Source organism: Sphingomonas olei (assembly GCF_045369765.1).
Lineage (GTDB): Bacteria > Pseudomonadota > Alphaproteobacteria > Sphingomonadales > Sphingomonadaceae > Sphingomonas > Sphingomonas panaciterrae.
In genome coordinates this window covers 256479-271041 of the sequence record NZ_JBIQEU010000004.1, presented here as the reverse complement: position 1 = coordinate 271041, position 14563 = coordinate 256479, and the positions used below count along the sequence as shown (strand labels likewise).

Annotated in this window: 10 protein-coding genes; 8 read left to right on the top strand and 2 right to left on the bottom strand. The window is 67.5% G+C overall.

Annotated elements, in window-relative coordinates:
* Positions 1–11 precede the first annotated feature (11 nt).
* Both ACH0BU_RS07570 and ACH0BU_RS07565 read left to right on the top strand, forming a co-directional pair.
* Positions 12–167, top strand: a complete 156-nt coding sequence (locus ACH0BU_RS07570) for a hypothetical protein (RefSeq protein WP_296218924.1) — start codon at positions 12–14, stop codon at positions 165–167.
* 149 nt (positions 168–316) lie between these two features.
* Positions 317–2269, top strand: coding sequence for a hybrid sensor histidine kinase/response regulator (locus tag ACH0BU_RS07565; RefSeq protein ID WP_206430532.1), 1953 nt, complete (start codon positions 317–319; stop codon positions 2267–2269).
* 19 nt (positions 2270–2288) lie between these two features.
* Here the strand turns inward: ACH0BU_RS07565 and ACH0BU_RS07560 are convergent, their stop codons facing one another.
* Positions 2289–2762 carry an Lrp/AsnC family transcriptional regulator gene (locus ACH0BU_RS07560; protein ID WP_125945253.1) on the bottom strand — a complete coding sequence of 158 codons (474 nt, stop codon included), beginning with the start codon at positions 2760–2762 and terminating at the stop codon, positions 2289–2291.
* Positions 2763–2870: 108 nt separating this feature from the next.
* On the opposite strand from ACH0BU_RS07560, the gene putA reads away from it, so the two are divergent.
* The 6 genes from putA to ACH0BU_RS07530 all read left to right on the top strand — a co-directional run bounded on the left by putA (position 2871) and on the right by ACH0BU_RS07530 (position 11739).
* Positions 2871–6482 (top strand): trifunctional transcriptional regulator/proline dehydrogenase/L-glutamate gamma-semialdehyde dehydrogenase, encoded by a 3612-nt coding sequence (putA, locus tag ACH0BU_RS07555; RefSeq protein WP_500263893.1) that lies wholly within the window; start codon positions 2871–2873, stop codon positions 6480–6482.
* A 156-nt stretch (positions 6483–6638) separates the two neighbouring features.
* Positions 6639–7070 carry a 50S ribosomal protein L11 gene (gene rplK, locus ACH0BU_RS07550; protein WP_046406429.1) on the top strand — a complete coding sequence of 144 codons (432 nt, stop codon included), beginning with the start codon at positions 6639–6641 and terminating at the stop codon, positions 7068–7070.
* Positions 7071–7074: 4 nt separating this feature from the next.
* The gene (rplA, locus tag ACH0BU_RS07545) at positions 7075–7767 is read left to right on the top strand and encodes a 50S ribosomal protein L1 (RefSeq protein ID WP_046406428.1); all 693 of its coding nucleotides are present in this window, start codon (positions 7075–7077) and stop codon (positions 7765–7767) included.
* A gap of 123 nt (positions 7768–7890) precedes the next feature.
* Positions 7891–9486 (top strand): alpha-amylase family glycosyl hydrolase, encoded by a 1596-nt coding sequence (locus ACH0BU_RS07540; protein ID WP_296220863.1) that lies wholly within the window; start codon positions 7891–7893, stop codon positions 9484–9486.
* Positions 9486–10493: a glycosyltransferase family 4 protein gene (locus tag ACH0BU_RS07535; protein WP_296220862.1), complete on the top strand. Its 1008-nt coding sequence runs from the start codon at positions 9486–9488 to the stop codon at positions 10491–10493. The genes ACH0BU_RS07540 and ACH0BU_RS07535 overlap by 1 nt, the downstream gene beginning before the upstream one ends.
* Positions 10494–10566: 73 nt before the next feature.
* Positions 10567–11739 carry an alpha-hydroxy-acid oxidizing protein gene (locus ACH0BU_RS07530; RefSeq protein WP_296220860.1) on the top strand — a complete coding sequence of 391 codons (1173 nt, stop codon included), beginning with the start codon at positions 10567–10569 and terminating at the stop codon, positions 11737–11739.
* 52 nt (positions 11740–11791) lie between these two features.
* On the opposite strand, the gene ACH0BU_RS07525 is transcribed toward ACH0BU_RS07530, so the two are convergent.
* Positions 11792–14275: a PhoX family protein gene (locus ACH0BU_RS07525; RefSeq protein WP_500263892.1), complete on the bottom strand. Its 2484-nt coding sequence runs from the start codon at positions 14273–14275 to the stop codon at positions 11792–11794.
* Positions 14276–14563 lie beyond the last annotated feature (288 nt).

Here is a 14563-nt window from a genome sequence, read left to right as displayed (position 1 = left end):
GGAGAACAGCCATGGACAAGCGCGCAACGACTGAAACCAAGCGGCCCAACCTGTCGACCGAGCATCAGGAAGAGGGCGACGCGATGCGGCCCTCCGACACGCTCGACAAGGGGCAGCCCAACGAACAGACGATCAAGCGCAAGACATCGCTCACCCGCAACGAATAGCGCTGGGTCGCCGGGCGGACCAACATAGGTGAGGACAATCACGCGCCGCCCGGCCTTTTCCAGCCGAAAACAACGTTTTATCGTTGCTTTTCAATGCTTGCCCATTTCGATTGCGGAAACGACCGGGTGGTCATAGGTCTTTCGCGACAATGACCACCAATCCCACCCCGCACCTGCTGGCGATGGAGACCGAACGCCGGTCCCAGCTGCTGCTGAACGCGGTGAAGGATTACGCCATATACCTGCTCGACACCGCAGGTTCCGTGGTCAGCTGGAACCCCGGGGCGGAGCGGTTCAAGGGCTACACCGCCGATGAGATCATCGGTGAGCATTTCTCGCGTTTCTACACGCCGGAGGACCGCGCCACCGGGCTTCCGATGCGCGCGCTTGAGACCGCGGCGGCGGAGGGAAAATTCGAATCCGAAGGCTGGCGGCTGCGCAAGGACGGCACCCGCTTCTGGGCCAATGTCGTCATTGATCCGGTCCATGACGAAGACGGTACGCTGATCGGCTTTGCCAAGGTCACGCGTGACATCAGCGACAAGAAGGAGGCGGAACGCGCGCTGTTCCGCAGCGAGCAGCAATTCCGCCTGCTGGTGCAGGGCGTGCGCGACTACGCCATCTACATGCTCGATCCCGACGGCAATGTGTCGAGCTGGAACGCCGGGGCGCAGGCGATCAAGGGCTATACCGCCGAAGAGATCATCGGCACCCATTTCTCCCGCTTCTACATCCCGGCCGATCGCGACCGCGGCGAACCGGCCAAGGCGCTGCACACCGCGCTGATCCACGGCACCTTCGAGAAAGAGGCGCTGCGCCTGCGCAAGGACGGCACGACCTTCTGGGCGCATGTCGTCATCGATCCGATCTACGACGATGCCGGCGCACTCACCGGCTTCACCAAGATCACGCGCGACGTGACCGAGCGGCGCCGCGCGCAGGAGGAACTCGACACCGCGCGCGAGGCGCTGGCGCACAGCCAGAAGATGGAGGCGATCGGCCGGCTGACCGGCGGCGTGGCGCATGATTTCAACAATCTGCTCACCGTCATCCGCTCCTCGGCCGACCTGCTGCAACTCCCCAACCAGAGCGAGGAAAAACGGCAGCGCTATATCGCCGCCATCGCCGAGACGGCGGATCGCGCGGCGCAGCTCACCGGCCATCTGCTCGCCTTCGCCCGGCGCCAGCCGCTCGAACCCGAGACGTTCGCGGTCGGTGATCGCGTGCTCGGCCTCGAACGGCTGATCATCACCACCGTCGGCTCGCCGGTCCGGGTCGAGGTGGAGGTGGCGGACGACGCCGGCTGCGTCACCGCCGATCCCAACCAGTTCGAATCCGCGGTGCTCAACATCGCGATCAACGCGCGCGACGCGATGCCTGACGGCGGTGTGCTGCGGATCACCGCGCGCAACGTCACGCACGTTCCTTCCGTTCGCCGCCACGCCGCGGTCGATGGCGATTTCGTCGCCGTCGACATCAGCGACAGCGGCACCGGCATGGATGCCGAAACGCAGGGCCGCATTTTCGAGCCCTTCTTCACCACCAAGGCGGTCGGCCGCGGCACTGGGCTTGGCCTCAGCCAGGCCTATGGCTTCGCCAAACAATCGGGCGGCGAGATCAGCGTGCGCAGCACGCCCGGACACGGCAGCACCTTCACCATCTACCTGCCCCGCGCCGCCGCCGCGCCGACCGCGGAGCCGCTCACACCGGCGGTGCTTCGCCACGCGCTGCCGACGCAGCGGGTGCTGATGGTCGAGGATAATGAGGTGGTCGGCCGCTTCGCCCGCACCCTCCTGGAGGAACTGGGCCAGACGACGACCTGGGCGACCAACGGCGAATCCGCGCTTCGGCTGCTGGAGGAATCGAACGGCGGTTTCGATCTCGTCTTTACCGACGTGGTGATGCCCGGGATCAGCGGGATCGACCTTGCCAAGGAAGTGGAACGCCGCTGGCCGCATTGCCGCGTCGTGCTGACCAGCGGCTACAGCCACGTTCTGGCCGAGGAGGGGAACCACGGCTTCCCGCTGCTGCGCAAACCCTATTCGCTCGACAAGCTGATGAGCGTGCTGGGCGTCGCCCCGGCGGCAAAGCTCGCTTCCTGACCAGCGCGTCCGCCGCGCCTCACCCCCCGGCGTCGCGAATCGTTTCCATCACCACGAAGGTCGATGTGCTCGAGACATTGGGCAGCGTCGAGATACGCTCGCCCAGCACCGCGCGATAGCTGCGCATGTCGGCGGTGCGGACCTTCAGCAGATAATCGAAGTGGCTGGCGATCATATGGCATTCCTCCACCTCGGGAATAGCCAGCACGCCCTGCCGGAATTCCTCCAGCGCCGCCTCGCGCGTGTCGGACAGCTTCACCTCGGTAAAGGCGACATGCCCCTGACCCAGCCGCGCCGGGTCGATCACCGCGCGAAAGCCGCGGATGATCCCGCGATCGGTCAGCCGCTTCAGCCGCACCTGGCACGGCGTCTTGGACAGCCCGACGCGCTTCGCCAGCTCGGTGACCGACAGCCGCCCGTCGGCGCGCAGGATCTGGATGATCTTTCGGTCGAACGGGTCGAGTTCTTCCGGATCAAAGGGCGAAACGTCCATCCACAGCCTCAATGACAAGCCAAAGCGTCTGAGACAGGCCATATCATAAGTCGGATCGCCCGGACGAGCCTCACTATATAGCGGCCATCAACTTTCCGGACTGAGACCATGGCCGATCTCCCCCCGCTGTTCGCCGATTTTTCCCCGCCGGTCCGCGCCGCGACACCGCTCCGCGCCGCGATCACCGCCGCCACCCGCCGCCCGGAGCCGGAGGCGCTCGCCCCCCTGCTCGACGAAGCGACTCTGCCGGAGGAGACAAAGGCCCGGGCGCTGGCGACCGCGACGAAGCTGATCACCGCGCTGCGCGCCAAGCACAAGGGCACCGGCGTCGAGGGTCTGGTGCAGGAATATGCCCTCTCCAGCCAGGAGGGCGTCGCCTTGATGTGCCTCGCCGAGGCGCTGCTGCGCATCCCCGACGACGACACCCGCGACGCACTGATCCGCGACAAGATCGCCGGCGGCGACTGGCGCAGCCACATCGGCGACGGCCGCTCGCTGTTCGTCAACGCCGCCACCTGGGGCCTGGTGGTGACGGGCAAGCTCACCAACAGCGTCAACGACCGCGGTCTCGCCGCCGCGCTCACCCGCCTGATCGCGCGCGCCGGCGAACCTGTCATCCGCCGCGGCGTCGACATGGCGATGCGCATGATGGGCGAGCAGTTCGTCACCGGCGAGACGATCGAGGAGGCGCTGAAGCGCGCCCGCCCGCTGGAAGCGCGCGGCTTCGGCTACAGCTACGACATGCTGGGCGAGGCCGCGACCACCGCCGCCGACGCCGACCGCTATTACCGCGACTATGAAACCGCGGTTCACGCCATCGGCAAGGCGTCGGCCGGCCGCGGCATCTATGCCGGCCCCGGAATCTCGATCAAGCTCTCCGCCCTCCACCCCCGTTACGCCCGCGCCCAGGGCGACCGCGTCATGGCCGAGCTGCTGCCCCGCGTCCGCGCGCTCGCCCTAATCGCCAGGGGCTATGACATCGGCTTCAACATCGACGCGGAGGAGGCCGACCGGCTCGAACTCTCGCTCGACCTTCTCGAAAGCCTCGCGCTCGATCCCGCGCTCGCCGGGTGGCACGGCCTCGGCTTCGTCATCCAGGCCTATGGCAAGCGCTGCCCCTTCGTCATCGACTGGATCGTCGACCTCGCCCGCCGCGCCAACCGCCGCATCATGGTCCGTCTGGTCAAGGGCGCCTATTGGGATGCCGAGATCAAGCGCGCGCAGGTCGACGGCCAGTCGGACTTCCCCGTCTACACGCGCAAGATCCACACCGACGTCTCGTACCTCGCCTGCGCCCGCCGCCTGCTGGCGAACCGCGACGCGGTGTTCCCGCAGTTCGCCACCCACAATGCGCAGACGCTGGCGACCGTCCACGCCATGGCCGGCCCCGACTTCACCATCGGCGATTACGAATTCCAGTGCCTCCACGGCATGGGCGAGCCGCTGTATGACGAGGTGGTCGGCGGGGATAAGCTCAACCGCCCCTGCCGCATCTACGCCCCGGTCGGCACGCACGAGACATTGCTCGCCTATCTCGTCCGCCGCCTGTTGGAGAACGGCGCCAACAGCTCGTTCGTGAACCGCATCGCCGATCCCGAAGTCTCCATCGCCGATCTCGTCGCCGATCCGGTCGCGATCGTCCGCGCGGCCGACACGCCGGGGCAGAAGCACGCCGCGATCGCGCTCCCAGCCGACCTCTACCCCCGCCGCCGCAATTCGGACGGCCTCGACCTCACCGACGAGCGCACGCTCGCCGCATTGGCCGCGACGTTGCAGGCCGGCGCCCACAGCAACTGGCGCGCCGCCCCCAATGATGGGCAGGGCACCCCCCGCCCCGTGCTGAACCCCGCCGACCACCGCGACACCGTCGGCACCGTCGTCGAGGCAAGCCCCGAGCAGGCATCGGCCGCCGCGCGCACCGCCGCCGCCGCCGCCCAGTCATGGGCCGCCACCTCCCCGGCTGACCGCGCCGCCATCCTCGATCGCGCCGCCGACACGATGCAGGCGCGCATGGCCGAGCTGATCGGCCTGACCGTGCGCGAGGCCGGCAAGTCCGTCCCCAACGCCATCGGCGAGGTGCGCGAGGCGATCGACTTCCTGCGCTATTATGCCGATCAGGCGCGGCGCGGCTTCGGCCCCGCGCACCAGCCGCTCGGCACCGTCACCTGCATCAGCCCGTGGAACTTCCCGCTGGCAATCTTCACCGGCCAGGTCGCCGCCGCGCTCGTCGCGGGCAACACCGTGCTGGCGAAACCGGCTGAGGAAACCCCGCTGATCGCCGCGCAGGCCGTTGCCATCCTCCACGCGGCCGGCGTCCCCACCGACGCGCTACAGCTCGTTCCCGGCGACGGATCGATCGGTGCCGCCCTCGTCGCCGCGCCCGAAACCGCCGCCGTGATGTTCACCGGCTCGACCGAGGTCGCCCGCCTCATCCAGCGCGAACTCGCCACCCGCGTCTCTGCCGATGGCGCGCCGATCCCGCTGATCGCCGAGACGGGCGGCCAGAACGCCATGATCGTCGACAGCTCCGCGCTTGCCGAACAGGTGGTGGCGGACGTCATCGCCTCCGCCTTCGACAGCGCCGGCCAGCGTTGCTCGGCGCTGCGCATCCTGTGCCTTCAGGAGGAGGTCGCCGACCGTATCCTCACCATGCTGCGCGGCGCGCTGCAGGAGCTGCGCATCGGCCGCACCGATCGGCTGGCGGTCGACATCGGCCCGGTCATCACCGCCGAGGCGCAAGGCAACATCACCCGCCACATCGCCGCGATGCGCGACCGCGGCCACAAGGTCGATTCGCTCCCGCTCGGCGAGGCGACCACGCACGGCACCTTCGTCGCCCCGACGATCATCGAGCTGCCCGACATCGCCGAGCTTCAGCGCGAGGTGTTCGGCCCGGTCCTCCACGTCATCCGCTACAAGCGCAGCGGGCTCGACGCGCTGATCGACCGCATCAACGCCACCGGCTACGGCCTGACCTTCGGCCTCCACACCCGCCTCGACGAGACGATCGCCCATGTCACCGCGCGGGTGAAGGCGGGCAATCTCTACATCAACCGCAACGTCATCGGCGCCATCGTCGGCGTCCAGCCATTCGGCGGCCGCGGCCTGTCGGGCACCGGACCCAAGGCGGGCGGCCCGCTCTATCTCGGCCGGCTGGTGCGCGGCGCGATCGAGGCGCCCGCCGGCACGTCGACGGCAGCCGATGCCGCCACCCGCGACCTCGCGCTCTGGCTGGAACAGCGCGGCGACGAACCCTCCGCCACCCGCGCCCGCGACATTGCCGCCGCCTCCCCGCTCGGCCTTGAGGCAGAGCTCGACGGCCCGGTGGGGGAGCGCAACCTCTACGCCCTCCACCCGCGCGGCCGGATCCTGCTGCTCCCCGAAACCAGCGCCGGGCTGATGGCGCAGCTCGCCGCCGCGCTCGCTACCGGCAACGACCTCGTGGTCGACGCCGCTTTCCGGGCCGATCTGCCGGCCCCGATCGCCGCCCGCGTCCGCTGGACCAGCGACTGGTCCAACGACGGCCCCTATGCCGGCGCGCTGATCGAGGGCGACGCCGCGCGCGTGCGCGACCTGCAACAGCGAATCGCCGCGCTCGATGGCCCCATCGTGCTGACGCAGGCGAACGACTATCGCCTCGAATGGCTGGTCGAGGAGGTGTCCACCTCGATCAACACCACCGCGGCCGGCGGCAACGCCAGCCTGATGGCGATGACCTGATCCGCGGCATCAACCACACGCATGGCGGGGCCGCGCCGGACTGGATTTTTCCCCGCGACCCCGCTATGCGCGCGCTCTTCCAGGTAAATCGCTGGAACGCTTGCGGGAGGGTGCGGCAACGCGCCCGAGACCACCGCTAAACTTAAAGAGAGTGACATGGCGAAGAAAATCACAGGCTATATCAAGCTGCAGGTGCCTGCCGGCGCTGCAAACCCGTCGCCGCCGATCGGCCCGGCGCTGGGTCAGCGCGGCGTGAACATCATGGAATTCTGCAAGGCGTTCAACGCGCAGACCGCTGACATGGAAAAGGGTTCGCCCCTCCCCACCGTCATCACCGTCTACGCCGACCGCTCGTTCAGCTTCGAGACGAAGACGCCGCCGGCGACCTTCCTCATCAAGAAGGCGCTGAACCTGAAGTCGGGCTCGAAGGAGCCGGGCAAGACCAGCGCGGGAACCATCAAGCGCTCGCAGCTCGCCGAGATCGCACAGGCCAAGATGAAGGACCTGAACGCGAACGACATCGACGCAGCAACGAAGATCATCGAAGGCTCCGCTCGCGCGATGGGCCTCCAGGTTGTGGAGGGCTAAGAACATGGCGAAGCTCACGAAGAAGCAGAAGGCGATCACGATCGACCGCGAGAAGCTGCACGGCGTCGACGAGGCGATCAGCCTCGCCAAGTCGGGTGCGACCTCCAAGTTCGACGAGACGATCGAAGTCGCGCTGAACCTCGGCGTCGATCCGCGTCACGCTGACCAGATGGTCCGCGGCGTCGTCACGCTGCCCAAGGGCACCGGCAAGACCGTTCGCGTCGGCGTGTTCGCCCGCGGCGCAAAGGCTGAAGAGGCACTGGCTGCCGGCGCCGACGTCGTCGGTGCGGAAGACCTGATGGAAACCATCCAGGGCGGCAAGATCGACTTCGATCGCTGCATCGCGACCCCGGACATGATGGGCATCGTCGGCCGTCTCGGTAAGGTTCTGGGTCCCAAGGGCCTGATGCCGAACCCGAAGCTCGGCACCGTGACGATGAACGTCGCCGAGGCGGTGAAGGCTGCCAAGGGCGGCCAGGTCGAATATCGCGTCGAAAAGGCCGGTATCATCCACTCGGGCATCGGCAAGGCAAGCTTCCCGGCCGAGGACCTGCGCGCGAACTTCGACGCGCTGGTCGACGCGGTGGTCAAGGCCAAGCCGGCCGGCGCCAAGGGCAAGTACGTCCGCAAGGTCGCGATCTCCAGCACCATGGGTGCGGGCATCAAGATCGACGTGGCGGAAGTCGCTTCGGCCTGATCCGACGTTTCAGTTAGCGTAACGAAGAAGGCCGGGGGGCAACCTCCGGCCTTTTTTGTTGCCCGCTGCCGCCGGCGGCATGGCCCGCGTGAACCCATCCGTTGCCGAGGCGTTACGAACCGCATGAGCGAGGGCACCATCGCTGCGCCCTGGTGGAAGCGCGGCGTCATCTATCAGGTCTATCCACGCTCCTTCGCGGACAGCGATGGCGACGGCATCGGCGACCTTGCCGGGATCGAGGCGCATCTCGATCATATCGCCTCGCTCGGCGTCGACGCGATCTGGCTCTCGCCGATCTTCCCCTCGCCGATGGCCGACTTCGGCTATGACGTCGCCGATTATACCGGCGTAGAGCCAATGTTCGGCGATCTCGCCGCCTTCGACCGCCTGCTCGCCGCGGTCCATGCGCGCGGGCTCAAATTGCTGCTCGATTTCGTCCCCAACCATTCCTCGACCCGACATCCCTGGTTCGTCGAGAGCCGCTCCAGCCGCGACAATCCGAAACGTGACTGGTATTTCTGGCGCGATCCCGCGCCGGACGGCGGCCCGCCCAACAACTGGATCAGCGACATGGGCGGCCCGGCGTGGGAGTTCGATTCCGCGACCGGTCAATATTATCTCCACACCTTCCTGAAGGAACAGGCCGACCTCAACTGGCGCAATTCTGAGGTCGCGGCGGCGATGACCGATGTGCTGCGCTTCTGGCTCGACCGCGGCGTAGACGGCTTCCGCATCGACGTGTTGTGGCACATCGTGAAGGCGCAAGGCCTGCCGGACAATCCGCCCAACCCCGACTGGCGCGAGGGGATGGCGGAGAAGCTGCGCCTCATTCAGCTGAACTCGACCGACCAGCCCGAGGCTTATGACTTTGCCCGCCAGTTCCGGGAGCTTGCCGACAGCTATGGCGAGACCTTGCTGGTGGGGGAGATCTTCCTGCCGCTCGATCGCCTGATGCGCTGGTACGGCCCGGCGGATCAGCCCTATGTCCAATTGCCCTTTAATTTCGAGCTGATCGAAAACCCGTGGGATCGCGACACGCTGGCCGCGCTGATCGCCAGCTACGATGCCGCCATTCCCGAACACGGCTGGCCCAATTGGGTGATCGGCAGCCACGACGCGCCACGCATCGCCGCGCGCATCGGGGAACGCCAAGCCCGTGTCGCCGCCATGCTGCTGCTCACGCTGCGCGGCACCCCGACACTCTATCAGGGCGATGAAATCGGCATCGGAAAGGTCGATATCCCGCCCGACCGGATCCGCGACCCGCAGGACCTGCGCCAGCCCGGCATGGGTCTCGGCCGCGACCGCTCGCGCACGCCGACGGCCTGGGATGGCTCGCCCAACGCCGGCTTTTCCACCGCCGAGCCGTGGCTGCCGCTCCACCCCGACTGGCGCGCCCGCAATGTCGCGGCGCAGGAGGCGGACCCGGCCTCGATGCTCTGGCTCTACCGCCGCCTGCTCGCCGCGCGCCGCGCCAGTCCCGCACTGTCGCTCGGCAGCATGGCGCTGCACGCCGCGCCTACCGACGTGCTCATCTATGAGCGCCGCCACGGCGACGAGCGGCTGCTGGTCGTCCTCAATCTCGGCAGCACGCCGCGCGATGTGGCGCTGCCCGATGCCACCCGCCCCGGCCGGATCATCGTCGCCACCGGCACGCGGGCAACGTTCGACGGCACGATCGATGCCGATGAAGCCTATGTCGTGGAGCTACTCGCCTGATGCGCATTGCCATGTTGTCGTCGATCTCCTGGCCGACGCCGCCGACCGGCTATGGCCCGTGGGAATTGGTGACCAGCCTCTTGACCGAGGCACTGGTCGCGCGCGGCGTCGACGTCACGCTTTTCGCGACGCAGAACTCGCGCACCGCCGGCAAATTGGAGGGCGTCGCCCCGCGCGGCTATTCGGAGCCACCGCACCTCGACGCCAAGGTGTGGGAGGCGATGCACATCGCGCATTGCATCGAGCGCGCGGGCGATTTCGACCTCATCCACAACCAGGCCGATTTCATGCCGCTCGCCTGGTCGCGGCTGATCGACACGCCGATGCTGACGACGATCCACGGCTTTTCCTCCGAACGGATCGTGCCGGTGTACCAGCGCTATGACGATCACGTGCATTACGTCTCGATCAGCGACGCGGATCGCCACCCCTCATTGCGCTATGCCGCGACGATCCATCACGGCATCCCCTTGGACGATTTTCCCTTTGACCATGCTGGTGGCCAGGACCTGCTCTTTTTCGGCCGAATTCATCCGGATAAAGGCCCCCACGCCGCCATTGCCGCGGCAAAGGCGGCCGGCAGGCGGCTGGTCATGGCGGGCCTCGTGCAGGACCAGGGGTATCACGAACGCGACGTCGCGCCGCACATCGACAACGACCGCGTCGTCTTCCGCGGCGTCGTCGGCGGCGAAGAACGCACCCGCGCCTTGGGCCAGGCCAGCGCCCTCCTCCACCTCATCGGCTTCGACGAACCCTTCGGCCTCTCGGTGGTGGAGGCGATGGCCTGCGGCACCCCCGTCATCGCCTACAATCGCGGCTCGATGCCCGAGCTGATCGAACATGGCGTCACCGGATTCCTCGTCGACACGCTGGACGAGGCGGTCGCCGCGATCGAGCGCGTGGGGGAGATCGACCGCGCCACCTGCCGCGCCCGCGTCGCCGAACGGTTCAGCGTCGAGCGCATGGCGGAAGATTACATCATTCTATATCAACAACTTATCGGCTGACCGCTTTTCTCGTCCCAAGGCGTGACAACGCCTCTCCCGCCCGCGACAATGCGCGCAAAGGAGAGCGTACCCCATGCCGCATTACGGCGACTTGCAGACCCAGATCTATGGCGCCGGCCTGTCCGGCATCGTCCCCACCTACCCGGTCGATTTTGCGACGCTGGAGAAGCGCGCGCAAGCCGCGCTGCCGCCGCACGTGCTGACCTATGTCCAGGGCGGCTGCGGCGACGAATATACCCAGGACGAGAACGCCCGCGCCTTCCGCCACTGGGGCATGGTGCCGCGGATGATGGTCGACGCGACGCACCGCGACCTGTCGATCGACCTGTTCGGGCTGAAGCTGCCCTCGCCCTTGTTCATGGCCCCGATCGGCGTCACCGGCATGATGACCCAGGATCAGCATGGCGATCTGGCCGCAGCGCAGGCCTCGGCGATGACCGGCGTCCCGCTGACCGCCTCCACCCTCTCGAACGATCCGATGGAGGACGTGAAGGCCGCCTGCGGGGAGACCCCGGCGTTCTTCCAGCTCTACACGCCGCGCGACAAGGAACTGGCCGAAAGCCTCGTCTCCCGCGCGGAAAACGCCGGCTACAAGGCGATCGTCGTCACGCTCGACACCTGGGTGACTGGCTGGCGGCCGCGCGATCTCAACCCGTCCAACTTCCCGCAGCTGCGCGGCCATGTGCTGCAGAATTACTTCGTCGACCCTCGCTTCCGCCAGATGCTGGGCGGCAGGGCACCGGAGGAGGATCTGCGCACCGCGATCGGCACCTGGGGCGCGACGTTCGGCAAGGTGCTGACGTGGGACGACATGGCCTGGCTGAAATCGATCACCAAGCTGCCGATCGTGCTGAAGGGCATCTGCCATCCGGACGACGCGCGCCGTGCGATCGATACCGGCGCGGATGGCATCTACGTTTCCAACCACGGCGGACGGCAGGCGAACGGCGGGATCGCGGCGATCGACATGCTGCCGGAAGTGGCTGACGCGGTGGCGGGGCGCGTGCCGGTGCTGTTCGATTCGGGTATCCGGTCGGGCACCGACGTGGTGAAGGCGATCGCCTTGGGCGCGGACGCCGTGGGCGTCGGCCGGCCCTATTCCTACGGCCTGGCATTGGGCGGTGCGCCGGGCTGCGCGCACGTGCTGAAATGCATCCTGGCGGAGGCGGACCTGCTGATGGCGGTCAACGGCTGGCCGACGCTGAAGGCGGTGCGCGAGGCAGGGGCAATCCGCACCGATCGCTAGCAACGGGAAAGGCGTCATCCTCGGCAGCGCGAGGATGACGCCCTCCTGAAGATCAGATCCCGACCAGCCCGCCATCCTCGCGGGTGATCACGATCGTCGCCGAACGCGGGCGGCTGGCGCTGGCCGAAGTGCCGCTCTGCGAGGCCGGCCAGTTCGACGTGATATTGTCCGGCCCGCCATTCTCGCCGGGGTGCTGGATGTTGACGAACAGGGCCTTGCCGTCCGGCGTCGAGGTTATGCCGGTGATCTCGCACTCCTTCGGACCGACCAGGAACCGCTTGAGCGTCGCGCCCGGCGCCTTGCCTACCCGCGTCGTCGCCGTGCTGGTACCCGCCGGCGTCGCATTGTTCACGGTCTTCGTGCCGCCATCACCCACCCGCCCCGGAATCGCGGCGAGCATCTGGTTGTTGGTCACATCGGTAAAGGCGCCATCATCGGTCTGCAGCCACATCACCGGGCTTGCCCCCTGACCTGCGACGTTCGACGGCAGGCTGAACCACAGGCCATCAGGCGAAGAGAAGTCGTTGCTGTCGTCCAGCCCCGACAGATTGATATTGTCCTTGTTGAGGTCGCTGCCGGCACCAAAGGCATAGACGTCCCAGGTGAAGGCCGCCGCCTCGGTCGTGTCGCCATTCTCGCGCAGGCGGATGACATGGCCGTTGACGTTCCCCGCACTGTTGTTGCGCCCGTCAGTGCGCGGATCGACATAGGCGCGCGGGTTGGCGGCATCGGTGCGCGCCGGGCTGCGCGAGGAATTGTTGGTGAGCGTGCAATACATCTCGCCGTTCGCCGGGTTCACCGCGGTCCATTCCGGTCGGTCCATCGGCGTCGCGCCCAACAGGTCCGCGGCAAGGCGCGTGTTGATCAGCACGTCTGCCTGATCCGCGAACGGATAGGTCGCATTGCCGCTGGTCAGCGGCCCGCTGCCGAACGTGAGCGGCAGCCACTGCCCGCTGCCGTCGGCGTTGAACTTCGCGACATAGAGCGTGCCGGCGTCGAGATATTTGTCGCCCACCGCGAGGCGATCGGCGGCATTGGCGTCGCTGGCTGACCAGGGGGTGCTCGACACGAACTTGTAGATATATTCGTTCTGGGCGTCGTCGCCCATGTAGAAGGCCGGCCGTACGCCGGCGACCATCCGGCTCGGCTCCACGCCCTCATGGTTCATGCGGCCCAGTGCCGTGCGTTTGCGCGGCGTGGACTGGGGATTGTACGGGTCGATCTCGACGATCCAGCCATATTGGAATGGCTCGTGGCGGAAATCGGCCGTGCCATCGGCCGCCGCGTCCGCGATCGCCGTCGCATTCCATTTGCGGAAGATCGTGCTGCTCGCGTCCGCCGGGGTCACCGTCGTCCAGCCGTAATTGCCGGCGCGCCCCTCACTGATGCCATAGCGCGCCAGGCTGACATTCTCCTTCGCCCGCCCCGCGCTGCTGCGCACCGCGGCGTCCCCGCGATCGCGCCGGAAATAGCCGGCCCAATTCTCCTCCGCGGTGGCATAGGTGCCCCACGGCATCATCCCGTTGGCGCAATTGTTGATCGTGCCCCGCCCCTGCGTCCCGTCCTTTGAATAAGCGGTGCGCAGCAGCGGGTTGCCGCGCGCGGGGCCATTGAAGGTCATCGGGGTATTCGGCGTGATGCGGCGGTTCAGCGCCGATGACTGGACATAGCTCCAGGCCGACGCGCCGCGCGTCACCTCGATCACCGACACGCCATGCGCCTCGATCTCCTTGATCGCTTCCGCCTCGGGCCGCACGCCGCCGGTGATCGTCTGCCCCCGCGGGTGAAGATAGCCTTCGGTGATATTCTCGTGATTGAGCACCAGCAGCCCGCGCGTGCTGCCCGCCGCATCGCGCGTCGCGCCTGTCGCAGCGAGCCCGAAGAAGCTCATGCCATCATGATGATCGCCCGCGCGCGCCGCGAAGTTCGTGTCCGTCCCGTCATTGGCATAGGCCGACGTGCTGGCGTTGATCGGGTCCCCTAGCCGGTAGAGCACCGTCACCAGATAGCCGGCGGGCACCGTCACCAGATCGTTGCGATTCTTCGCCACCGCGACGAAGTCCAGCGTCGCGGGCGTCACCGTGATCGTCGTGTCAGCGGTGGCGCTATCGCCGAGGCCGCTCGTTCCGGTGAAGCGGAACACCAGCGGCATCGACGCGCTCACCGCCGGAGCGATGAAGGTCGCGCTCGCGCTATTGGCGTTGTTCAACGTGACCTGCGGCCCGCTCACCTGCGTCCAGCGCACCAATTGCGCCGCGCTGCTGGCGGTACCCCGAAGCGTGACCGTCTTGCCCGCGCTCACGCTCGCGGCCTGGCCGGACGAGACCGTTATCGGCTCTACCGTCACCAGATCGCCGTCGTCGTCGCAGCCGGCCAGCAGGACGCCGCCGAACACGGCCGTGGTCATCGCGGTCAGGCCGCCGCGCAACGTCTGCCGCCGCGAATAGCGTCGCGCGATGAGATCGCTGAGATGCTGGTTGGCGCTGCCGTTCGTGTCGATGTCACCGTCGTCATAGACGAAACGCGATTCGGTCATCTTCTTCCCCCCAGAGGCGTGATCGTTTCGGCACCTCTGCCCGGGATGGATGACGCGGCCGTGGCGCCACGGCGTCCGATCGGTTGCAATTCCGTGGTAGTTTGACGACACTTGACCCGCGCGCGGATTCCGCTAGGGAGCGCGACTTGTCATGGCCCCGGCCGTGACGCCGTCCGAGACAGCGGGTGGGCCCTGGCGCCCTTAATTCCCCGCCGAGACGGGGACAGGATTTTGCCGCAGCGCGCCCGCGTGCTTCGGTTTGCCGCACCGCTTACGGGATCACTCCCG